The following is a 21,191-nucleotide window of genomic DNA, read 5'->3' on the forward strand; positions in this document are numbered from 1 at the left end:
ATTTACAACATGAATAAGAAGTTCCGTATTGCTACAATCGCAGGTGCCGTTTCAATCGGCTTATTAACAGCAGGACAAGCTAACGCAGCTGCACCTGACTGCAACACACCAAAGCAAATTACTATTAAAGATGCTCAAGCAGCACAAAATATAAATGTCGATGAGTTAGTAAAGAAATACAACGCTCAACCACAAAAAGCTGAGGCGGCAGCACCAGCTAAGAAAGAAGCACAGCCAAAAGCTGAAGCAGCACCAGCAGCTGAAGCAAAACCAAAAGAAGAAGCAGCACAGCCAGCTCAGCAAGCTGAAGCACAGCCAGCTCAGCAAGCTGAAGCAAAGCCAGCAGAATCTAAAGATTCAAAAGCTGAAGCAAAAAACGTAAGCGAGTTTGAACAACAAGTAGTTACATTAGTAAACGAAGAGCGAGCGAAAGAAGGTTTAAAACCACTTGAGCTTGACACAGAACTAAGTGACGTAGCTCGTGAAAAATCAAAAGACATGATGGATAAAGGTTACTTTGACCACACTTCACCAACGTACGGTTCACCATTTGATATGATGAAGCAATTTGGCATTGAATATTCATCTGCAGGTGAAAACATTGCAAAAGGTCAAAAAACACCTGAAGAAGTAATGGAAGGCTGGATGAACAGTGATGGCCACCGTAAAAACATCATGAACCCTGATTTCACTCACATCGGTGTAGGCTTTGTTGAAGGAGATTCAACTTACTGGACACAAATGTTTATTTCAAAATAATTCATGACACAAGAAAGCAAGCAGAAGAAAACCTGCTTGCTTTTTTATGTTTTTTATTAAAGAAAGTCGGGTAAATTAATGTCATAAGACAAGGAAAGGGTGCGATGCGCATGAGAAGAATTTTAAAAAAAATCATAGTAGCTGTATTCCCTATTTTAATGAAAGAAGGCTACCAGTACTATAAAAACCGAAAGAATCGTTCAACAACGTCTACGCGTACGTATAAATAAAAAACTCACTCTCATTACGAGAGTGAGCTTTTTTGTGAATTAATTCGCTTCTATATCAATATGTTTAAAGCTCATAAAGTCAAAAAGTCCTTTATCCGTTAATTTTAAGCATGGGATAACGGGTAAGCTTAAAAAAGATAAAGTAAGCAATGGATTGAAGGCATCGCTAATATCTAATCCTTTTAACGCTTCATGTAGAACGTGAAGCTCTTTGTTTACTTGTTCGTAAGATAGAGGGGACATGAGGCCTCCAATTGAAAGTGGAAGAGAAGCAAGCACTTGTTCATCCTTTACGAGTACAATTCCACCTTGGGTTTTTTCCATTTTTTTAATGGCCATCAATAAATCCCGGTCATTTGTACCAACAGCTACAACATTGTGAGAGTCGTGAGCAATCGTTGTTGCGATGGCTCCGTCTTTTAATTGAAACCCTTTGACAATCCCAAGGCCGATATTGCCCGTTTGGTGGTGGCGCTCGGCCACGACTAATTTTAAATGATCTCTTTCTGTATCAATCGTGAACGTTCCGTTTTCAACTACTACTTCTTCCACTACGTGGTTGGTAATAAGCTGGTTTGGAATGATTTCAATAATATTTGCTTTATTGTTCTTCATGTTAATTTGCAGCTGTTCAATGGAAATAGATTTCAAATTTACCGAGTGCATCAAGTCTTTAGGCTCGTTTGTTTCATTAGCCGGTTCAACGACAAGCTGGCCGCTTTTGGCCACTACTTCTCCATTTGTAATAACCGTTGACGCATAAATATTTTCTAGTTCATCAAATAGCATGATGTTTGCTTTGTATCCAGGAGCAACAGCACCTTGTTGCGCTAAACCGTAGCACTCAGCTGCGTTTAATGATGCCATTTGGATTGCCATAAGTGGGTCCAAACCTTCGTTCACTGCAAGGCGAACGTTGTGGTCAACAGATCCTTCGGCTAGCAAATCATCTAGATGCTTATCGTCTGTACAGAATAAGAATCGTCGAACGTTGCGCTCATTAACAGCCGGCAGCAACTGCTTCAAATCTTTGGCAACAGAGCCTTCACGGATAAGGACGTGCATGCCACGCTGAACGCGCTCGAGTGCTTCATCAGCTGTTACGCATTCGTGATCCGTTGAAATGTGAGCTGTTCGATAAATATTAATCCCTGTTGCATCCAATCCGGCTCCATGGCCATCGATTACGCCTTGATGATCTTTGGCTGCCTGAAGTTTAGCAAGCATATCATCGTTCGCATCACGGACAGCAGGAAAGTCCATAACTTCCGCTAAACCAATCACGCGTTCATGATTGAAAAAAGGTCGTAAGTCCTCTGCTTTTAAGACAGCTCCAGAGCTTTCAAACGGAGTAGCTGGAATGCTTGATGGCAAGTTAATAAGTACTTCAAGCGGAAGGTTTTCAGAGTTTTGGAGCATAAATTCAATGCCTTTTTCGCCTGAAACGTTGGCAATTTCATGAGGGTCAGTTACGACAGTGGTAACGCCTCTCGGTACGAGAAGCTTTGCAAACTCTTTCGGTGTGACCATTGATGACTCAATATGAACATGGCCATCAATGAAAGTAGGTGAGACATATTTGCCAGTCGCATCGATTATTTGTTTGCCTTCATATTCACCAAGGCCAACAATCATTCCGTCCGCGATGGCAATGTCTGCTTCAAGAACGCTTAATGTAAACACATCGATAATACGTCCGTTTTTTATGACTAAGTCAGCTGGAATTTGTTTATTTGCAACAGCAATTTGCTTTTTAAGTGAATGGTTTGACATAATGGTTTATCTCCTCTCATTGTGAAACAATGAAGGACTAAAAAGAGTAGAACACCGCTCGGAAGTAATATAGAGGTATAAAAATGTTCAACTCTCGTAGTCCAACTATTTACGGTAGTTTGGTAGAAACTCTTGGACCCTATTTCCAAGATTATACGAGTGTATGCTTATAGGCATTGCGATACATTGTATCTGTATTTTGAGAAGTCGTCAATTACTATTGGAAAAGAAAGACTTTTGCGAATATTCTACTCGTATAATGTTTTAAAGAAAAATAAACGAATGTCGTGAAGTTGGAAGAAGTGATGTGGGTAAGAAAAAGCCGCCAATGTACAGAGCAGGCATTGACGGCGTTTGTGAAGCTTAAGCTTACTTGCGTAACGCCCCTAATTCTTCTGCAATTGCTTGCATTTCACTTGGACTGAATGAGTCTTTACGCATAACCATTTCATATAAATATTTTAAATCCTCGTACATTTCTTCATCAAAAGCATCGCCTTTAATTGCACCGATGTTTAACATGCGAAGCTTTTCGCTAATTTGATCAATCATAAACGTAATGTTTTCTGGAGACTTTACTGATAAATCCACTATGTTCATCCTTCCGAGCTTTTTTCTCATTGTAACATGTTTTGATAAGAAGAACACTGTGTTGTCAAACTCTTTGACCAAAAACAGGGTTTTCTTAAATGAAAAGGCTTGTATATAATGTTTGTAATAAGAGAAAGGAGTCGAAACTATGGTTAAAGTACTATTTGTATGTCTTGGCAACATCTGTCGCTCTCCAATGGCAGAAGCAATCTTTCGAAAGTTCGTAAAAGACAAAGGGCTCGAACAGCAAATTGAGGTTGATTCAGCCGGAACAGGAAACTGGCATGAGGGCAAGCCACCTCATGAAGGAACGCTTCGTATTTTAACGGACAATCAAATTGACGTTACAGGTTTAACAGCGCGCCAAGTTATTGAAGAAGATCTTAATCAATTTGATTATATTATTGGCATGGACGCTGAAAATGTGGGGAACTTAAGACGTATGGCTGGACATCATCGTGATGTACGCATTGAGCGTCTGTTAGATTATGTTCCACATTTGTCCGTTGAAAATGTTCCTGACCCTTATTATACGGGGGATTTTGATGAGGTATACGGCCTGGTTACAGCAGGATGTAAGCAGTTAGTAGAAGAAATCATAAAAGAGCAGAAATTAAGCTAACTAAACAAGAGGAGAGTGGGAATATGAGTCAAGGAAAAAGTAAACTTCTTGAAGGGATTATTATTGGAGCAATAGCTGGTGCTGCAATTTCAATGCTTGATAAAAATACGCGTAGAACGGTTATTGAAAACAGTAAAGCTGTTAAAAATAAGACGGTACATATGATTAAACATCCAGATGAGGTAAAGCAAAATCTTCAAGAAAAATATGCTGCTGTGCGTGAAACAATTGAACAAGTATCCGATGATGTTTCGTTTTTAACGACACAGGTGGAACAGCTTAAGAAAACAACTCCCCAGGTATTAGACGTAGTAAAAACAACAAAGGAGACTTTCTCACATAAGTATGGCCAAGATGAACAGAAATAATTGAGAGGTGAGCATATGGCCGACACAACAAAGATTGTAGCTTTTATAAAAGAATTAGCAGCTCGCATTCATAACGATGAACTGCCAAGCCTGTCAGCGGAGCTAGCATACTATTTGCTTTTGTCGCTTTTTCCGTTTCTAATCTTTCTCATTACGCTCATTGGTTTTTTGCCCGTTCAAGCACCTGATTTATTGGAGCTTGTTGAAAGCTTTGCGCCAGATCAAGCAATGAGTATGATTGAAAATAATCTAGATAATATTATTGGCTCTCATAACGGAAAGTTGTTATCGTTTGGGATCATCGCGACAATGTGGTCAGCATCTAACGGAATTAATGCCATTGTGCGAGCATTTAACCGTGCTTACCATGTGCAAGAGAATCGTCCTTTTCTAGTGGCAAGAGGTATGGCTGTATTACTAACGTTTGCGATGATTTTCGTGATTATTGTGGCGCTGTTATTACCTGTGTTTGGTCATATGGTCGGCTTTTATCTGTTCTCAACCTTCGGATTATCTGAAACCTTTTTATCATTATGGGCTGCTTCTAGGTGGATTATTAGCGGTATTATCCTGTTTATTGTCTTTATGGGTTTATACTATTTTGCTCCTAACAAGCGCTTGACTTTAAAAAACGTTGTACAAGGAGCTGCTTTTGCAACAATTGGTTGGACGGTTGTGTCGTTTATTTTCTCATATTACGTTAATAATTTTGGAAACTATACGGCAACGTACGGGAGCTTAGGCGGCATTATTGTATTGTTGATCTGGCTGTATTTGTCAGGAATGATTATTGTCATTGGTGGAGAAATTAACGCCATTTTTTATGAGCGAAAAAAAGCAATCAAAGCATAAGGCGACCACCCTATTTGCATATATTGGTATGAAACGAAGAGTAGGAAGCGGGCATACTAATGGTGAAATGAAAGGGGGATTTACCATGACAAAACATACGAAAAAAGACGGAAGCAACACGAAACAAAACAAAAAAAGCCATCCAAAGCATAAGACAAGTAATAGCCAAAATGGGCAAAACGGCTACCATTAAGGAATATGCTTTTATAAAAAAAGAGGCCTGGTGAAGGGCCTCTTTTTGTGTTAAGACTTTAATAAGCGCAGTCCGTTTAGGATAACAAGAATTGTGCTTCCTTCATGCCCAATAACGCCAAAAGGCATATCAAGAACTTGAAGGAAGTTTGACGAAATTAATAAGAAAATAACGCTGATTGAGAAGATGACGTTTTGCTTAACAATGCTGTTCATTCTCTTAGATAATTTAACAGCATCGGCAATTCTTGATAAATTGTTTTTCATTAGTACAACGTCAGCTGTTTCTAACGCGACGTCTGTCCCTTCTCCCATCGCAATTCCAACATTAGAAGTAGCAAGAGCTGGTGCGTCGTTAATTCCGTCTCCAACCATCGCTACAGTCGAATATCTCTCTTTTAATTCTTTTACTTTGTCAACTTTTGCTTCAGGCAAGCATTCGGAAATATATTCATCTACCATGCATTCTTTTGCGATTGCTTCCGCTGTTTTTTTACTATCTCCTGTAATCATGACGGTGTGAATGCCAAGTGATTTCAGTACTTTAATGGCTTCTACTGCTTCTGTTCGTACAACGTCTTTTAATGCTAAGATTCCAATAACGCCGTGTTCATCTCTTGCATAAACAACGGTTTTCCCCTCAGAAGCAAGATTTACCGCAGCTCCGTTTTTAAACGAAGTGGCATCATCTTTGCCAATGAAATCTGCTTTTCCAATCTTCCATTGTTTACCTTGGACCGTTCCAATAACACCAAAGCCTGGAACATCTTCAAGAGATTCAGGTTGAAGTAGCTGAAGATTCCTTTTGTCTTTTGCGAACTGCACAATTGACTGAGCAAGCGGATGGTTTGACTGACGCTCAATGGAAGCAATTTTAATTAAAAACTCATCTTCAGAAACGCCGTCACGAACGAGTACATCTGTTACCTCAGGCTTTCCTTTCGTAAGCGTCCCCGTTTTATCAAACGCCACTGCGTTTAAATGGTTTAATCGCTCTAAATGGACGCCTCCTTTAAATAGGATTCCTTTACGAGCTCCGTTCGAAATAGCTGAAAGCGAAGCTGGCGTAATGGACGCTACAAGTGCGCAAGGAGAGGCAACAACAAGTAAAATCATTGCTCTGTAAAACGTTTCAGTCCAGCTCCACCCAAGAACATAGTGAGGAAGAAACAGCATGATGGCAACAACAGAGAGAACCACTTTTACATAGGTTCCTTCAAAGCGTTCAATGAATAGCTGAGAAGGTGATTTTTCGCTTTGAGCACTTTGTACAAGCTGAATAATCTTTTGAAACAGTGTTTCCGTACTTGGCTTTGTCATTTTAATGACGATAGCCCCTTTTAAATTTACTGTACCAGCAAACACTTCTTCATCAGCCGCTTTTAAAACAGGAACGGATTCACCCGTGATGGCTGCTTGATCAATCGTTGTTTCACCTGATAAGACAATGCCATCTACCGGTACACGTTCACCAGGCTTCACGAGCAACGTATCGTTCACTTGTAGTTCAGAGATGGCTACGACTTCTTCATGATCTCCGTTTAAGCGCGTTGCTTCTTGAGGCTGTAAATCCATTAAAGCACTAATTTCACGGCTACTTTTATTCATGGTGTATGTTTCAAGCGCTCCGCTTAGTGCAAAGATAAAGATAAGCATGGCACCTTCTGTCCAGTAGCCAATAACAGCTGCACCAATGGCTGCAATAATCATCAGCATTTCCACGTTTAGTTCTTTATTTTCAATCGTTTCCTCAATACCTTCTTTAGCTTTGGCAAATCCTCCAATAACATAAGCCAGAATGAATAACGTAATAGATAAGGTCGAAGCATCTTGTTTTGATAAAAACCAAGCAACTAAAATAAGCACGCCGCTTGCAAGAGCAGCAATCAATTCACCGTGTGTCTGCATGCCAGCAAGAAACGAAGAAGTCGATTGGTTCTCTTGTTTTTTTGCTAATGTTTGTTCCATAAAAAGCCTCCTATAATGTAGTAGTTGAGAAGAATAATCACAATCATTACCCCTAAAAAAGCACAAAAGCTGCCATCTCAGCGATAGCAGCACGTCTTACAATTGTTATAAAGTTTTTTTGAATATATTAGTAACAAAAGTATAACATGGAATAGCTACAGAAGGAATAGTGAAAATGGCGCTTATAACCTAAAAAGAGTATATGCGCTCACATGTCTAAGTGTTCTTCATATAGTCGGTATGCGGATGAATAAACATGCTCAATATCAGCATCCGTCATGTACATTAACGTCTCACGATCAAACCCCTTAATTGTTTCAATAAACATAATCATATTCTTGCGCTCTTGTCTGCTCATTGTTATTTCTCCTCTCAATCTGTTTTAATACAGCTTATTATTATTAATTGTATTATATAACAGTTCTCTGGATTTTGTGTAGCTTTTTTTTGAAATTAGGCTTATTTTTTTAAAATTGTTGATTTAGCCTAGAAATTGCAGACGCTGTATCTAGTTTTAAACGATTAAATACAAAAATAATGAAGCGAAGGAGCGTGCGACTCCTTAGTAATGAAAACAGTATTTCTGGAAATAGTAACAGTTGACAAATATTTTTATTGAATTTACAATCATGTATATGAGCATATGCTCATATAATGTCATATGTTGTGGAAGGGGAATCTTTAATGAAGAGAGAAGACCATCACTTTTTATCAGACAGAACAGTCGACGAAGCATCTCGCATGCTAAAAGCTATTTCTGATCCGACACGAATGAAAATTTTATATTTACTATTTCAAGAAGAATGTTCCGTTGGCCATATGACAGAAGTATTAAATATTTCACAATCTGCTGTATCCCACCAGCTAAGCTATTTGCGAAATTTACGATTAGTGAAATACAGAAGAGAAGGAAATACATACTTTTACACATATGCAGACGAACATGTTGTAGGTATTTTAAATCAAGTGATTCAGCATATTGAATGCGTGCATGAAGAATAGGGAGGAGATTGAATGAGTCACCACCATCATCACCATCACGGCCATGATCACCATGGTCATCAACACTTTGATATGCAGCGTGAAGGCAACCAAAAAGGGTTGCTTATTGCTTTATGTATTACAGCGGGTATCATGATTTTAGAATTCATTGGAGGACTTGTCACAAATAGCTTGGCTCTTCTATCAGACAGTGGTCATATGCTTTCGGATACAAGTTCATTAGCACTGAGTCTTGTAGCCATTTGGTTTGCAAACCGTGCAGCTTCATCTGAAAAAACGTACGGGTATTATCGCTTCGAAGTATTAGCTGCCTTGTTTAACGGAGTAACTCTCTTTGTTATCGCAGGTTTTATTATTTATGAAGCATATGAACGAGTATTAAATCCACAAACGGTTGCGAGTGGTACAATGATGATTATTGCAGCCATTGGTTTAGGTGCTAACCTGCTTAGTGCGTGGTCGCTGCTACGACAAGGGGACGTAAAGGATAACGTTAATTTGCGAAGTGCATACCTACACGTGTTAGGGGATGCTTTAGGCTCTGTTGGCGCTTTAGTTGCCGGGCTGCTCATGCTTTTGTTTAATTGGTATATTGCCGATCCTATTATTTCCGTTGTGGTTGCACTCCTAATTCTAAAAAGTGCGTGGGGAGTATTAACTCATAGCTTTCATATCCTAATGGAAGGTTCTCCTGCACACGTAGATATAAATAAAATCAAGGAACTACTTAAAGAAATTGATGGCGTAAAAGGTGTTCACGATATTCATGTATGGACGATTACATCGGGACTTCATTCTTTTAGCTGTCATTTACAAGTAAGTGACGACCAGGACTGCCAGGCTATTTTACAAAAAGCGCTGAACTTAGTGAACGAGCAGTGTGGCATTGAGCATTCGACGATTCAAGTTGAGAAGTCGGGACTGGAGCATGGTGAGCTGAAGGTATAGAGGAGAATAGAAAAGGAGGCTGTAATAAAGCAGCCTCCTTTTCTATTCACTTTGACAAAGTAGTCTCTTTATACGTCTGCACCGATGTACTAAATAAAAAGATACATAGGAAAATTAAAAACAATACAGAACTAATAATGACAAAAAAGCTTAATCCTTCAAACAATCCGATAAAGGTTCCACCTAGGTACGGTCCCGCTAAGCTTCCAACGCTAAAGGCAATTCCACATAGCAAGTTACCTGTTGGTAGCAGCGAGCTTGGCATGAGATCCGTCATATAGCTAATTCCTAAGCTAAACGTAGAGCCAAGAAGCATACCTCCGATAAACAAACAAGCTAACAGTGGAATCGTTGTTGCTTCTAGTAGCGTTGCCAGTAAAAACGCTCCAGAGCCTAAAAACAAAACCCAGTGAAGAACAAACTTTCGTCCATGTTTATCACTCAGCATACCAAGGGGAAGCTGAAATATAATGCCACCGACTGCAAAAGAAGTCAGCAGGAGTGAAATAAATTCTACGTTTAGGCCAATTCGTAATCCATAAATAGGAAAGATACCATTTAGCGAAGACTCTAGAAACCCATAGCCGAGTGGTGGTAAAAAAGCAATCCAGCCGTATTTGATGGCATTGGAAAAGCGCTTCATTGTTGCAGTAAAAGACATTGTGCTTACTTCTTCGTCACCCGTTGGAATCTCATTTTTTAATAAAAATAAAAATACCCATGTGACTAAGCAAATGAAAGCTGAAAAAATAAATGGTAACGTTTCACTCACGTTAACTAAATTGGCCATTAAAGGACCGACTGCAAAGCCAATACCAAAAGAAAGGCCGTACAGTGAGATGTTGCGTCCGCGCTTATCTACAGGTGAAAAGGCTGTAATCCACGTTTGCGTTGCAAAGTGAAGAGCGTGATCCCCAATTCCAATCGCGAGACGAAGCAAGAACCAAAACGTAACGGATTTCCAAAGCGGAAACAAAAAGAGGGATAAAATGACTAAAGCTCCTCCCCACATAATGATAGGTTTGTAGCCATGCTTTCGTAAGAGTGGCTCCATAAATGGAGAGGCTAATAAAATACCAATGTACAGTCCAGCGGCGTTTAATCCGTTTAAAGTCGATGATACCCCATCTTTTTCAAAGATAATGGCAATGAGGGGTAGAAGCATACCTTGACTAAAGCCAGAAATTGCTACTAGACTAACCAAAATCCAAAATCGTGTTCGCAACGTTTTGTTCATATAAGTGACCTCGTTTTAAGATGTTTTTTCTCCACGTATAATCCTATAGAACCTATCTGAAAATGACAATAAGCGAACTTAATTATTTGAGTGTTATTCCATTTCGTGATATAACGAAGTAAAACCCTAGGAGGTATTTTAAAATGGAATTTAAAATGCAGGAAGTTGGTTTCTCAACAGATTTACCGTTTGGAAATTTGCAGGTGGCAGGAGATGATGAATACGGCTTTCGTCCTTTTCAATTAATGGTTTCATCCATTGCGGTTTGTAGCGGTGGCGTTCTTCGCAAAATATTAGAAAAGAAGCGCATTGCGGTTAAAGATATTCACATCTCAGCAGACGTGACGCGCAACGAAAAAGAAGCAAATCGCATTGAAAGCATTCATTTACACTATAAAATTAGCGGGGAAAACCTTCCGCACGATAAAATCGAAAAGTCAATTGAGCTTGCTAGAAAGAATTGCTCAATGCTTCAATCTGTTATTAACAGCATTGAGGTAACGGAATCATTTGAATTAGTCGCATAAGCTTGCCCCTCTCAGATTGAATTTGAGAGGGGTTTTTTTTGTTTCCGTAATTATTCTTGTGCTGTTTCATGTAAAATAAAGGTTCAATTTTGACTAAAATCCATCTATAATAAAAAAGATGTTTGGAATATATTTCTATATATTGTGAGGTAACACGTTTGGAAACCTAGGACTGGGACCTAAAAAGAAGAGGAGTTTGATATCATTTGGTTAAATTAAAAGATTTTACGATTGATTTTGACTGTACGAAAGGGATACCTTTTTTCCAAGTTCATCAGAACAATAAAATTCGGTTTGATCTTTATGAAATATCGCTGGCTGATTTTAAAAGCATCATTAACGAAGTCTTTCAGGAGAGAAAAGACATCAATGCTATTTTTATTTCGCAATATATTTTCAATGGAAAGCGCCAATCAGCTAAGTCCAAAGTTGGTCGAATTCTGCAGCTGAATAATTGGCAAGAACACGTAGTAGCGGAAGATGAAAATAATGCAGTTGTCTATGCTTCTATCAAAAAACTAAGTTCTATCGATGTTTATAATTATTGTTTAAGTATCAGAAAAGGAAGAAGACCAGCGTATATCTCATTTTATTCGAATGACTATTTGTTATATGTAAGTACCGATGTTATTGATGTTATTTCCAATGATACTACTAACGTCGCTAAGTTAAAAGATGACTATAAAGGCTTGTATGATACGTATCATGAACATCAATAAGATACGCACCAACTTATATATAATAGGTATATAGAACTAATAAAAGATTGAAAGAAAAGGAAAAGACAAGTAAGATAGATTTGATTGCTAAAGGTTTCTTGAGATACTGATAGGACTATCGGTTGGTTTTAGGGCTTTGATTCGAAATACCAACTTTATCAATGTATAATTCAGTATGAATGAGATAATCGATGTATAGATAAGGGAGGATTTACCATGGGATTACTTATAATTATTTTATTAGGCATAGCTATTTTATTGCTTATTTTATCTTTCAGAAAGACAAAACAATCACAAACTCATACAGACCAGCAGTTAGAACAGCTGACGTTAACAATTGGACAAGAAATGAATGAATTGAATGATCGCATCCGCACTCTTGAAATCGATGCAGCCATTACAGCAGAAAAATCAGGTGTATTAGGTCTAGAATCACCTGAGCGTAAAGATCTTCGCAATATGATTGACATGCATAAGCGCGGTTATTCGTTTGAAAGCATTGCAGGACGAATGAAAGGCTATACGCAACAAGAAGTGGAACAATTGCTGGCTCCTTACACGAAGAAGAAAGATGAAGGGAGCATGATGGCATAATGACACCGAATACGCTACGCAGCTTTGCTATGGGTTTACTCGTTGCAGCAACCGCAACGGGCATTGTGTACTTGCTTGAGCCATCTTCAACCTCAACTTCTAAAGAGTTATCAGAAGAAGAGATGCAAACCCAGTTAGAAGACAAAGGTTTTATAGTTCAAACCCAAGAAGAACTGGACAAGCAGTTAGCTGATGCGAAAGCAGAAGCAGTGCAAGCAGTTGGAAAAGAACCGAAAGAAGAAAAAGAAGAGCAACCAAAAGAAGAAGAGGCGGTTTATCGTACGATCATCAACGTGTCATCTGGTATGACGGCAGTTGATGTTGGTGAGATTCTTGAAAAAGCTAAAATCGTAAAAAGCGGCTTTGAGTTCTACAAGAAGGTAGAAGGTCAAGGCGTTGAAAATAACCTCCGTCCAGGAACGTTTGAAGTTGATAGCGGCATGACGGAAGATGAAATGATTGCTGTGATTTTTAAAGGGTGAAAATTATAATAGATACGAGAAAAGGTGATTACCAATTGGTAAATCACCTTTTCTCGTATCTGAAATAATAATACATAACTAACTCTACTATACTATACTTACTTTAATAACACCCCACAAGCTGTTATAGCGCCGCCTATTCCCAGTACTTCTAACAAAGCATCTTTTAAATCTTTTGGAAAGTTATTTGCTACAATGTTTACAGCTCTTTTCGCAGCATTTGTTTTTGAGTAGCCTAAGTTGCGCTGATGTTTGTAAGAATTAATAAGTTTCGTAAAAAGCTTTTCTAAGCCCCCAGCCACTTTTGCAGCTTTTTTTAACTTTAAAAGTTTAGCCCAAGGTAAAGCTTGAACAGCAGCTGTACCTAAAGCAACAGCACATGCCCCTGCTTCAGCCCACCCCGCAGCTTTAACTACATTATTAGAGGTGTTATCTTGTGGACTGTCGGTTTGTGTTATATACATATTTTCTGAATCAGAAGAAAATTTGATATTGGATAGTTCCTTACCTTTATTTTTATTTAACCAGTTAGCTGAAGCTTCAATACCCCGATCTGATACTGATTCAGGTAATCTATCAATCAAGTCTAGTATAGTTCCATCTATAGATGTGAGGCTCTCTAACTGTTCTGGACTAATCTCTTCCTGATTTTCTGCATAGGAAAACGAAGGTCCTAAAAAAGAAAATAGGAAAACTAGTGAAATAGTAATTAAAAATAGTTTTTTAGACTTTTCCATTTTACTTCCTCCTATTTTATGAGAATATAATGTTGTAGATAATAACCTAAAATATACCTCAACATAAATTAGGAGGTTTTTGGTAGAAATGAACATATTTTATAAGATTTTTTATTTAATTCCCCCTTTAGTAATATTATGGATTAATAATTTTTATGAGAGAATCAGCTTAGCACAACTTGTTATTTTGTTTTTTATTATTCTTTTACAGTTAGTTATACATTTAAAATTAGCAGTCAGTAGTAAAAAAAATCATTATATCAATACCACAAGAGCAATGGTAACTATATCAATTGTAGCTTTAATTATTCGCGATGAGTATCTGTCTGTTCTTGTTCTCAATCTAATCATTATTACTACAATTCTTTTAGCTCTTTTAACAATTTTTACGCTAAAAGAGGAGTAGATTGATTTACGCATTTAGTTGATTAATCCATTAACTACTATTAGCAATAGAGAAAAGAGTGGAAGAATACATGTTTTTCTGCTCTTTTTTATGTTTGCTAAAGACTACTTTTAGCAATAAATTATCTAGTAATGATATACTTTCAATTATACTTACGCATTACATATACTAATGAAACAGAGGGGAAACAGATGAACATTACACAACGCTTGTTTGGAGAACTACACGGTCAAGAAGTGATGGCATACACGATGACTAACGATAACAATATGTCCGTAACGTGTATTAGCTTGGGAGGCATCATTACTAAAATTCAGGTGCCAGATCAAGCTGGAAAGGTTGAAAACGTGGTACTAGGTTATGATTCAGTAGAAGGCTACCTTCATAACACGGCTTACTTTGGGGCAGTTGTCGGACGGGTAGCAGGAAGAATCCATCCAGCTAAAGTGGAAATTGCGAATAAGACGTATGAGCTTTCAAAAAATGAAGGGGAGAAGCATCTTCATGGTGGAGACAAAGCGTTTAGCCATGTCATTTGGAATGCTGAAGTGAAAGAAAATCAGGATGAGGTAAGCGTTACGTTTACATATGATAGCCCAGACGGTGAAAATGGGTATCCAGGTAATTTAAAAGTCAGCGTAATGTATACGCTTACGAACGAGAATGAGCTCAAATTATCATATCAGGGGATTTCAGATCAAGATACGCTGCTGAATATGACGAACCATACGTACTTTAACTTAAGTGGAAACGTCAAAAGAGACGTTTTAGAGCATGAATTAACAATGAAGAGTGATGCTTTTTTAGAGCTTAACGATATCATGCTTCCTACGGGTGAAAAAGTAAACGTAACGGATACTGCGTTTGATCTTAGAGAAGGTAAGAAGGTTCGAGCGGGTGTAGAATCTCAGCATCCTCAAAATGTGAAGGTTGGCAATGGCTACGATCATCCGTTTTTACTGAGCGAGAATCAAAACGAAGAAATAACGGTGGTTGATTATGATAGCGGGCGCAAGCTTATCGTAGAAACAGACCAGCCGTGCGTCGTGTTATATACGGCGAATATGCTTGAAAATACAGGCATGATTCGCGATGTGAAAAGTCGTGAATACCTCGGTTTATGCTTAGAGACGCAGAATTTACCAAACGCTATTCATCATGCAGAATTTCCGTCTATTGTATTAGAAAAAAACAAAGTTTACTCTGCAAATACGATGTATCGATTTGCGACGGTTGAGAGTTAACTATTAAAAAGCTCTGCGGGATAATGCTTCACCGCAGAGCTTTTTTTTGTTGTTTTTATTGCTGAACGTAAACAGATACGGATCCACCGTTTACTTGGAAATTCCCCCATCCATCTGTATTAATCGTAATCTTATCTGTTCGATTACCTGTAATGTCGTACCAAACCTCACCAGCGTTTTGTTTTCCAACATACATCCATTTTGATCCGCCAGCTCCATCTGTAACAAGCGTTGCGAGACCAGATTTTTCTTTTGTGCTGTCTCCTTCTCGCGTCCAGCCAATTACGTCCCAGTGGTCCATATAATTGTGCTGCGTACCGTATGCGTAATCTTTACGAGCTTTTAATAGAGGCTCTATCTTTGTTTTTAAAGCTGGGATCTCATATGAACTGTTTCCTTTTGTACCGTACATGTCACCGTAAAATATGCTTGGGTAACCTTCTGCTCTTGTTAGGATAAACGCATAGGCTAGCGGTTTAAACCAAGGCTGTACAACGGATTCTAGGGACTGACCTGGCTGTGAATCGTGATTTTCAACTAACGTTACGGCCTTTGTTGGGTGTGCAGCAACAACCGTTCCGTTTAATAAATTTCTCATATCGTAATTTCCACCAGACTGAGAAGCATAATGGAAATTGTAGTGAAGAGGTGCATCAAAGACAGAATGGTTATAGTTTACCTTTGCTAGGTAGTTATTAATGGCATTCACATCGTTTTGCCAGTACTCTGCCACTGTAAACATTTCTTTTCCGGTTTTCGTACGAACATGGTTGACCCAATCCCCTAAGTAGGAATGCTTAATATGTTTCACTGCGTCTAAGCGAAAGCCGTCTAAGCCGACTTCGTTTGCGTACCATACGCCCCAGTTCTTCATTTCGTTCCCAACATCGGGGTGATCAAAATCAAGGTCAGCATACATTAAATAATCATAGTTGCCGTTTTCACTTGATACTTCCCAGTCCCACGCTTTTTCTGTTCCACGGAATTTAAAAATGCGGCTGGCGTTTCGTGATTGATCCCAGTCCGTTCCATCAAAATGATACCACTGCCATTTAAATGGACTGTGCGTAGTCCCGCGACCTGGAAAGTTAAAGCCAGTCCACGCTTGGATGGTATATTCATCTGAAGTTTCTTGATTTCGGTTAGAAGGGTTTACTTCAACTGCTGTTACGTTTTCAGTATAGTCAGCGCCACCTTTATGATTCATAACGACATCTCCATATACTTGAATGCCGTTTGATTTGAGAGTACTAACCGCTGATTTTAATTCTGCTTTTGTTCCGTACTTTGTTCGAATCGTTCCTTTTTGATTGAATTCCCCTAAATCATAGAGATCATAAGCGCCATATCCAACATCATTTTGGCTTGTACCTTTATAAGCAGGAGGTGTCCAAACAGCCGAAACACCTATGCTTTTTAAGTATGCCGCATCATTGCGCAATCGGTTCCAGTGTTGGCCATCATTGGGCACGTACCATTCAAAGTATTGCATCATCGTTCCGTTTTGCGCTGCTGCTTCCGCTTTATGATTCGGTGCAACCGTTGGCACAAAAATCAATAAAGCAAGAAGTAAACTAAACCATGTTCTTGAACTTTTTGTTCTCACATTTCCATCCCCTTCACTTTTTGTAAACGTTACCAAAAGAGGGTTTAGAGATGAACAATAAAAAATCCTTCTTTTTTTCAAAAAAAAGAAAGAAAGTTATCTAGTTTTTTAAAAAAATAAAAATTCATCAGCTTTATTGACTATATAAAGCTAAAAGCATAAAAAAGAGGCTGGGACATAAGTAATTCAGCCAATGATAAACCTGAACGATTGAGAGTTTCTCACTTTTAATCGTTCAGTTTTTTTGTTGATTGTGAAAACAATGTTGGAAACAGGGTGGAATGGAGCGTAGGACACTCGACTCCTGCGGGAAAGAGAGGGAAAACTGAGATCCCGCAGCGCAGCGAGGAAGCTCAGGTTCCTCCCCGCGGAAAGCGAGTGGCCGTAGCGCAATGGAACGAACGTGTTCAGACAAACCAAAAAGATTGGAACAGCTATTGTTCGTCTCTTAGAAGCAATCATTTTGTTATGTCCCAAACTCTTTTTAAAGGATTATAACTCTTCAGGTTCGCTACCTGCTTTTTCGAAGTAGCGAATATTTTCAGGTGTTAGCTGAAGGAGCACGTAGTTTGGGTCGTCTGGGCTGTTAATCCATTCTTTTAAATGGTCGTTCCAAAACGTTTCTTTTAGTTCTTTGTTGTCTTCAATTAGAGCTTTTGCTTCGATTTCAACATACGGATCATTCCAGCCTTGGCCGTCATAGCCGAGGAGAATATGAACGTATGGATTAGATTGAATGTCGTCAACCTTGTGCGTGTTTTTGTTTGTTGCTGTGTAAAGTACAAGGTCGTCGTGAGAAAACATCATAAAGCGAGAATAGGGTTTGTTATTTTGGATTGTGGCAAGCGTGCCAACCTTATAGTTATCTAAAATAGATAGTACTTTTTGTTTTACATCTGACATATGCTCAATTCCTTTCTTCATCTTTCTTACTTTTGCTAGTTTGGCCTTTTTTTAAACATTTTCTTAAAGAAGAATTTATTTTGTTCATAAAAAAGTTTAACTTTAAAAAATAAAGAGGTAACAGTGATAATGAATAAACAAGCGTTAGAAAGACGAAGCTTGTAGAGTGAATGGATTTAACTTAGAGAAGTAGGTGCATATGAATGAATCGAGTGTTTTTTATAATGGTGCTCATTGGTGTTCCGCTATCGGTGATTGGTAATCTTCTGCACTGGTCGCAGGTTCTCATGTTTGCAGTGTTTTGCTTGACCATTATAGCTTTGGCAGCATATATGGGGCGCGCTACGGAAAGTCTGGCTGTGGTCGCAGGACCGCGAATCGGAGGATTGTTAAACGCAACGTTTGGTAATGCCGTTGAACTTATCATTTCTATTTTCGCATTAAAAGCTGGATTGATCGGTGTTGTATTAGCTTCATTAACGGGTTCTGTTTTGGGAAATCTGCTTCTTGTTGGTGGCTTATCTTTCTTTATTGGAGGATTAAAGTTTAAGCGTCAGGAATTTAACGTATATGATGCGCGCCATAACTCTGGATTGTTAATTTTTGCAGTGATTGTAGCTTTTGTTATTCCAGAAGTATTCTCTCAAGGAATGAATAATCAAAAGACGATGGTACTAAGCGTTGGCGTATCAATCACGTTAATTCTTCTTTACTTAGCCGCACTATTATTTAAACTAGTAACGCACCGCGGTGTATATCAGCATAAAAGCGAGCAAACGGAAGAACACGAAGAGCCAGAATGGTCAAAAGGTAGAGCAATCCTTGTCCTGCTGCTTGCGACCGTCGCTGTTGCTTACGTGGCAGAGAGCTTAGTACATACAATTGAAACCGTTGCGCTTCGCTTCGGCTGGAGTGAGCTGTTTATCGGGGTTATTATCGTGGCCATCGTTGGAAACGCAGCCGAGCACGCATCTGCAATTATTATGGCTGTGAAAAATAAGATGGGTGTGGCCGTTGAGATTGCGATTGGCTCTACGCTTCAGGTAGCTATGTTTGTAGCCCCTGTATTGGTGTTAATCTCTTTGCTTTTTGAGGAGCAAATGCCACTTGTCTTTACGTGGCCAGAGCTTATTGCCATGGTAACAGCAGTCTTTGTCACTGTGGCTATCTCAAATGACGGAGATACAAACTGGTTTGAAGGTGCCGTTTTATTAGGTGCATACATCATTATGGGAATTGGATTTTATTTAATCTAAGAAAAAGTCGAGCTGGAGGAGTGTTCGGCTTTTTTTGGTTATAATTCCCTTTGGCTAAAACAGGATAAAGAGCTATTCCTTTGAAAAAACTATGCATACATCTATTTATGAGGTTGAAAGGAGCTCTTATATGCTACGTCAATTAACTATCGTAACGTTCGCTATTTTCTTGTCATTTTCAGGTTTGCATACAACAGAAGCGAAAAACAAGGAGACGAAAACGCCAAGCACAACTGTGCAAATTCCTAGTTCTACGCTTCATATTGCAAAGGAGAATACAAATCCAAATACGAGTCAAGATACGCCTTATTTACAGCCAAGTGAACTGTCTCAAGAATTGCTTGAAACGTCCAATGTGCCAATTCAAAATCCGGACTTAATTCGTATTTTAAATGAAACATCCATTTCAAAGACACCGTGGGCAATTGGTTTTCGAGCAACGATTTATCTCGGTCAATGGCCGCTTAACTATGAATCCGAAGCAACAAGCGTGAACTGGCAGTATCAAAAGGTAAACACAAATCATTATGATAATCGTTCAGGGAAGTCCCAGCAGCAAATGCACTATAACCAAGAATCCCAAAGCATTGTAAAAGGTGGCTTAACGTCTCGTATTAACGAAGCGGACCACGTAAAGCAAATGATGCTTTTAACAGCTTCAAAGAAAACAAATCTAACGTTATCGTTCCAAACGATGATTGGAGCAGGAACGAAAAAAGATCAGGTGTATAACATCGCACCGAAGAAAGTCGGCTACTTATACGCATACACGCCGGCTGTACATGAAAAAGGAAAAGTAACGTACGGTGAAGTATATCTAACCATGAAAGGTAGCAAGCGCATGATTGTTGTGAAAAACGTGACGTCACAAGGTATCGGCGCATGGATTCCGGTACAGGATTATGTATCATTGAGTTTTGGTGCGTATGATCAGCCGCGTTAATAAACAAAACCTCTCCCGTTAACAGGAGAGGTTTTACTTATTTTGTAAGAAACGCTTTGCGTGTTGAAAAGTCCGTGTCTTTATAGTAGCTGTTTTTCACCAGAATATTTGGTCCAAGACAGGAAACAGCTGAGCAGTGACAGCTAAGTTCTTTTGAAATCGATGACTGCTGCCATGTGTCAAACGCATCCTGCAGCTTTGTATCTTGAATGTTGCCAAGTGGAGGCGTATCGCCAAAGTCCGTAACGATAATATCGCCATCAAAAATGTTCACGTTTAAGCGAGAACGGCCGTCTGGATCGTTGCGAACCGTTACGTTTTTGCTGCTGTATAAACGCTTTAACAACGCTTGATCTTCTTCGTTATCGTTACACGCATAGAACGGCAGCGTACCAAAAAGCATCCAAACGTTTTCGTCGCGGATATCAAGCAGGTGATGAATAGCGTTTCTCATATCTTGTAAAGACAACGTTTCAAGTGCACTCGATTCACTACGTTTACTTTTATCATTTAAGTAATCAAAATCGGCTACTTTAACATATCCACTATTATACATAGGATGAATTTCGTGTCGTTGGCAGCCCATCTCTTCCACAACTTGCTTATGGATTTTTTCGAGGTGAGGAGCCGTTCTATTATTTATCATTGTTTCAGCAGATACCAAAACTCCCATATCTGTTAGGGCTCTGGAGTTTGTGATTATTTTATCAAATAGTGCTTTTCTCTGTTCTCTAGTTGGTTTTCTTTTCATCATAGCAAAGCCTGTATCTATAAACTCATCTTCTGTTACCCAGTTATGAGAAATATGTAACACATCTAAATAAGGTGCTATGATCTTGTATCTCTCAAGATCTAATGTAAGATTAGAGTTTATTTGAGTGTATATTCCTTTATCATGAGCATACTTCAATAGAGGTAACACGTAATTCTCTACGGATTTTAGAGACATCATTGGTTCTCCGCCTGTAATGCTTATCGTTCTAAGGGTAGGGAGTTCGTCTAATCTTTGCAGTAATAAGTCTATTGGAAGGCCATTAGGATCTTTATGTGTAAGAGTGTGTCCAACAGCACAATGTCTACATCTCATATTACATAGATAAGTGGTAGTAAATTCTATACTAGAAAGAGTGGGCTTTTGGTATTTTTTTATGTCTAAGTAAGCTTCCCAAGGGTCATTTGCAGGGGTGCTTGTATATTTTGTTGTAACTGGCTCATTCATTTAAATTACTCCT

General features: G+C 38.8%; 23 protein-coding genes and 1 riboswitch. Of the genes, 14 read left to right on the plus strand and 9 right to left on the minus strand.

Features of this window, described 5'->3' with window-relative positions; translation table 11 throughout:
* Positions 1-9: 9 nt before the first annotated feature.
* On the plus strand, positions 10-759 hold the full coding sequence (locus MKZ18_RS02030) for a CAP domain-containing protein (RefSeq protein ID WP_251385498.1): 750 nt from the start codon (positions 10-12) through the stop codon (positions 757-759).
* A 269-nt stretch (positions 760-1,028) separates the two neighbouring features.
* Here MKZ18_RS02030 and ade read toward each other — a convergent pair whose 3' ends face one another.
* Complete coding sequence (ade, locus tag MKZ18_RS02035) at positions 1,029-2,762, minus strand: adenine deaminase (protein WP_251385497.1); 1,734 nt, start codon at positions 2,760-2,762, stop codon at positions 1,029-1,031.
* Between the two features lie 77 nt (positions 2,763-2,839).
* A riboswitch (purine riboswitch) is annotated at positions 2,840-2,941 on the minus strand.
* 190 nt (positions 2,942-3,131) lie between these two features.
* Entirely contained in the window at positions 3,132-3,353 is a 222-nt protein-coding gene (locus MKZ18_RS02040; protein WP_025907514.1) for a DUF1128 domain-containing protein, read from the minus strand.
* Between the two features lie 148 nt (positions 3,354-3,501).
* Here MKZ18_RS02040 and MKZ18_RS02045 point away from each other — a divergent pair, with 148 nt between their 5' ends.
* Genes MKZ18_RS02045 through MKZ18_RS02055 form a run of 3 tightly spaced genes read left to right on the plus strand, consistent with a single transcriptional unit; the run spans position 3,502 to position 5,195 of the window.
* Complete coding sequence (locus tag MKZ18_RS02045; RefSeq protein ID WP_061786488.1) at positions 3,502-3,975, plus strand: low molecular weight protein-tyrosine-phosphatase; 474 nt, start codon at positions 3,502-3,504, stop codon at positions 3,973-3,975.
* A 23-nt stretch (positions 3,976-3,998) separates the two neighbouring features.
* Positions 3,999-4,343 (plus strand): hypothetical protein, encoded by a 345-nt coding sequence (locus MKZ18_RS02050; RefSeq protein ID WP_025907511.1) that lies wholly within the window; start codon positions 3,999-4,001, stop codon positions 4,341-4,343.
* A gap of 15 nt (positions 4,344-4,358) precedes the next feature.
* Complete coding sequence (locus MKZ18_RS02055; RefSeq protein ID WP_025907509.1) at positions 4,359-5,195, plus strand: YihY/virulence factor BrkB family protein; 837 nt, start codon at positions 4,359-4,361, stop codon at positions 5,193-5,195.
* A gap of 243 nt (positions 5,196-5,438) precedes the next feature.
* On the opposite strand, the gene MKZ18_RS02060 is transcribed toward MKZ18_RS02055, so the two are convergent.
* Together MKZ18_RS02060 and MKZ18_RS02065 are read right to left on the minus strand one after the other, a co-directional pair.
* On the minus strand, positions 5,439-7,355 hold the full coding sequence (locus MKZ18_RS02060; RefSeq protein WP_251385496.1) for a heavy metal translocating P-type ATPase: 1,917 nt from the start codon (positions 7,353-7,355) through the stop codon (positions 5,439-5,441).
* Between the two features lie 208 nt (positions 7,356-7,563).
* Complete coding sequence (locus MKZ18_RS02065) at positions 7,564-7,713, minus strand: BH0509 family protein (RefSeq protein WP_035319822.1); 150 nt, start codon at positions 7,711-7,713, stop codon at positions 7,564-7,566.
* Positions 7,714-8,039: 326 nt separating this feature from the next.
* Between MKZ18_RS02065 and MKZ18_RS02070 the strand changes: the two genes are divergently transcribed.
* Complete coding sequence (locus tag MKZ18_RS02070; RefSeq protein ID WP_025907506.1) at positions 8,040-8,357, plus strand: ArsR/SmtB family transcription factor; 318 nt, start codon at positions 8,040-8,042, stop codon at positions 8,355-8,357.
* 12 nt (positions 8,358-8,369) lie between these two features.
* Positions 8,370-9,305 (plus strand): cation diffusion facilitator family transporter, encoded by a 936-nt coding sequence (locus MKZ18_RS02075; protein ID WP_025907505.1) that lies wholly within the window; start codon positions 8,370-8,372, stop codon positions 9,303-9,305.
* A gap of 46 nt (positions 9,306-9,351) precedes the next feature.
* Here MKZ18_RS02075 and MKZ18_RS02080 read toward each other — a convergent pair whose 3' ends face one another.
* Complete coding sequence (locus MKZ18_RS02080; protein WP_144594333.1) at positions 9,352-10,542, minus strand: MFS transporter; 1,191 nt, start codon at positions 10,540-10,542, stop codon at positions 9,352-9,354.
* Between the two features lie 143 nt (positions 10,543-10,685).
* Between MKZ18_RS02080 and MKZ18_RS02085 the strand changes: the two genes are divergently transcribed.
* From MKZ18_RS02085 to MKZ18_RS02100, 4 genes are all read left to right on the plus strand, one after another.
* Positions 10,686-11,069 carry an OsmC family protein gene (locus MKZ18_RS02085; protein ID WP_025907503.1) on the plus strand — a complete coding sequence of 128 codons (384 nt, stop codon included), beginning with the start codon at positions 10,686-10,688 and terminating at the stop codon, positions 11,067-11,069.
* Positions 11,070-11,275: 206 nt separating this feature from the next.
* Positions 11,276-11,788 carry a hypothetical protein gene (locus MKZ18_RS02090; protein WP_251385495.1) on the plus strand — a complete coding sequence of 171 codons (513 nt, stop codon included), beginning with the start codon at positions 11,276-11,278 and terminating at the stop codon, positions 11,786-11,788.
* Positions 11,789-12,004: 216 nt separating this feature from the next.
* On the plus strand, positions 12,005-12,382 hold the full coding sequence (locus MKZ18_RS02095) for a hypothetical protein (RefSeq protein WP_225002192.1): 378 nt from the start codon (positions 12,005-12,007) through the stop codon (positions 12,380-12,382).
* Positions 12,382-12,864 carry a hypothetical protein gene (locus MKZ18_RS02100; protein ID WP_119543650.1) on the plus strand — a complete coding sequence of 161 codons (483 nt, stop codon included), beginning with the start codon at positions 12,382-12,384 and terminating at the stop codon, positions 12,862-12,864. The genes MKZ18_RS02095 and MKZ18_RS02100 overlap by 1 nt, the downstream gene beginning before the upstream one ends.
* Before the next feature lie 98 nt (positions 12,865-12,962).
* Here the strand turns inward: MKZ18_RS02100 and MKZ18_RS02105 are convergent, their stop codons facing one another.
* The gene (locus MKZ18_RS02105) at positions 12,963-13,601 is read right to left on the minus strand and encodes a hypothetical protein (RefSeq protein WP_078990398.1); all 639 of its coding nucleotides are present in this window, start codon (positions 13,599-13,601) and stop codon (positions 12,963-12,965) included.
* Between the two features lie 88 nt (positions 13,602-13,689).
* Here MKZ18_RS02105 and MKZ18_RS02110 point away from each other — a divergent pair, with 88 nt between their 5' ends.
* Together MKZ18_RS02110 and MKZ18_RS02115 are read left to right on the plus strand one after the other, a co-directional pair.
* Positions 13,690-14,007, plus strand: coding sequence for a hypothetical protein (locus MKZ18_RS02110; protein WP_025907495.1), 318 nt, complete (start codon positions 13,690-13,692; stop codon positions 14,005-14,007).
* Positions 14,008-14,198: 191 nt separating this feature from the next.
* Positions 14,199-15,251, plus strand: a complete 1,053-nt coding sequence (locus MKZ18_RS02115) for an aldose epimerase family protein (protein ID WP_251385494.1) — start codon at positions 14,199-14,201, stop codon at positions 15,249-15,251.
* Between the two features lie 55 nt (positions 15,252-15,306).
* Here the strand turns inward: MKZ18_RS02115 and amyS are convergent, their stop codons facing one another.
* Positions 15,307-16,809: an alpha-amylase gene (amyS, locus tag MKZ18_RS02120; RefSeq protein ID WP_263622099.1), complete on the minus strand. Its 1,503-nt coding sequence runs from the start codon at positions 16,807-16,809 to the stop codon at positions 15,307-15,309.
* 540 nt (positions 16,810-17,349) lie between these two features.
* Positions 17,350-17,781, minus strand: coding sequence for a pyridoxamine 5'-phosphate oxidase family protein (locus MKZ18_RS02125; RefSeq protein WP_374699995.1), 432 nt, complete (start codon positions 17,779-17,781; stop codon positions 17,350-17,352).
* Between the two features lie 182 nt (positions 17,782-17,963).
* Between MKZ18_RS02125 and cax the strand changes: the two genes are divergently transcribed.
* Positions 17,964-19,016: a calcium/proton exchanger gene (cax, locus tag MKZ18_RS02130; RefSeq protein ID WP_025908666.1), complete on the plus strand. Its 1,053-nt coding sequence runs from the start codon at positions 17,964-17,966 to the stop codon at positions 19,014-19,016.
* Positions 19,017-19,146: 130 nt separating this feature from the next.
* Positions 19,147-19,959: a YfkD famly protein gene (locus MKZ18_RS02135; protein ID WP_076512863.1), complete on the plus strand. Its 813-nt coding sequence runs from the start codon at positions 19,147-19,149 to the stop codon at positions 19,957-19,959.
* A 37-nt stretch (positions 19,960-19,996) separates the two neighbouring features.
* On the opposite strand, the gene yfkAB is transcribed toward MKZ18_RS02135, so the two are convergent.
* Entirely contained in the window at positions 19,997-21,178 is a 1,182-nt protein-coding gene (gene yfkAB, locus MKZ18_RS02140; protein ID WP_076512864.1) for a radical SAM/CxCxxxxC motif protein YfkAB, read from the minus strand.
* Positions 21,179-21,191: the final 13 nt, after the last annotated feature.

The organism is Priestia sp. FSL W8-0001, assembly GCF_038050335.1.
In the GTDB taxonomy this organism is placed as follows: Bacteria; Bacillota; Bacilli; order Bacillales; family Bacillaceae_H; genus Priestia; species Priestia flexa.

Bases quoted from the DNA above. Each gene is read 5' to 3' on its own strand.
- MKZ18_RS02135 (WP_076512863.1), top strand. From the start codon at position 19,147: ATGCTACGTCAATTAACTATCGTAACGTTCGCTATTTTCTTGTCATTT.
- yfkAB (WP_076512864.1), bottom strand. From the start codon at position 21,178: ATGAATGAGCCAGTTACAACAAAATATACAAGCACCCCTGCAAATGAC.
- MKZ18_RS02070 (WP_025907506.1), top strand. From the start codon at position 8,040: ATGAAGAGAGAAGACCATCACTTTTTATCAGACAGAACAGTCGACGAA.
- MKZ18_RS02045 (WP_061786488.1), top strand. From the start codon at position 3,502: ATGGTTAAAGTACTATTTGTATGTCTTGGCAACATCTGTCGCTCTCCA.
- MKZ18_RS02115 (WP_251385494.1), top strand. From the start codon at position 14,199: ATGAACATTACACAACGCTTGTTTGGAGAACTACACGGTCAAGAAGTG.
- MKZ18_RS02095 (WP_225002192.1), top strand. From the start codon at position 12,005: ATGGGATTACTTATAATTATTTTATTAGGCATAGCTATTTTATTGCTT.
- MKZ18_RS02105 (WP_078990398.1), bottom strand. From the start codon at position 13,601: ATGGAAAAGTCTAAAAAACTATTTTTAATTACTATTTCACTAGTTTTC.
- MKZ18_RS02030 (WP_251385498.1), top strand. From the start codon at position 10: ATGAATAAGAAGTTCCGTATTGCTACAATCGCAGGTGCCGTTTCAATC.
- MKZ18_RS02055 (WP_025907509.1), top strand. From the start codon at position 4,359: ATGGCCGACACAACAAAGATTGTAGCTTTTATAAAAGAATTAGCAGCT.
- MKZ18_RS02050 (WP_025907511.1), top strand. From the start codon at position 3,999: ATGAGTCAAGGAAAAAGTAAACTTCTTGAAGGGATTATTATTGGAGCA.
- MKZ18_RS02100 (WP_119543650.1), top strand. From the start codon at position 12,382: ATGACACCGAATACGCTACGCAGCTTTGCTATGGGTTTACTCGTTGCA.
- MKZ18_RS02065 (WP_035319822.1), bottom strand. From the start codon at position 7,713: ATGAGCAGACAAGAGCGCAAGAATATGATTATGTTTATTGAAACAATT.
- MKZ18_RS02085 (WP_025907503.1), top strand. From the start codon at position 10,686: ATGGAATTTAAAATGCAGGAAGTTGGTTTCTCAACAGATTTACCGTTT.
- ade (WP_251385497.1), bottom strand. From the start codon at position 2,762: ATGTCAAACCATTCACTTAAAAAGCAAATTGCTGTTGCAAATAAACAA.
- MKZ18_RS02075 (WP_025907505.1), top strand. From the start codon at position 8,370: ATGAGTCACCACCATCATCACCATCACGGCCATGATCACCATGGTCAT.
- MKZ18_RS02125 (WP_374699995.1), bottom strand. From the start codon at position 17,781: ATGAAGAAAGGAATTGAGCATATGTCAGATGTAAAACAAAAAGTACTA.
- MKZ18_RS02060 (WP_251385496.1), bottom strand. From the start codon at position 7,355: ATGGAACAAACATTAGCAAAAAAACAAGAGAACCAATCGACTTCTTCG.
- MKZ18_RS02080 (WP_144594333.1), bottom strand. From the start codon at position 10,542: ATGAACAAAACGTTGCGAACACGATTTTGGATTTTGGTTAGTCTAGTA.
- MKZ18_RS02110 (WP_025907495.1), top strand. From the start codon at position 13,690: ATGAACATATTTTATAAGATTTTTTATTTAATTCCCCCTTTAGTAATA.
- cax (WP_025908666.1), top strand. From the start codon at position 17,964: ATGAATCGAGTGTTTTTTATAATGGTGCTCATTGGTGTTCCGCTATCG.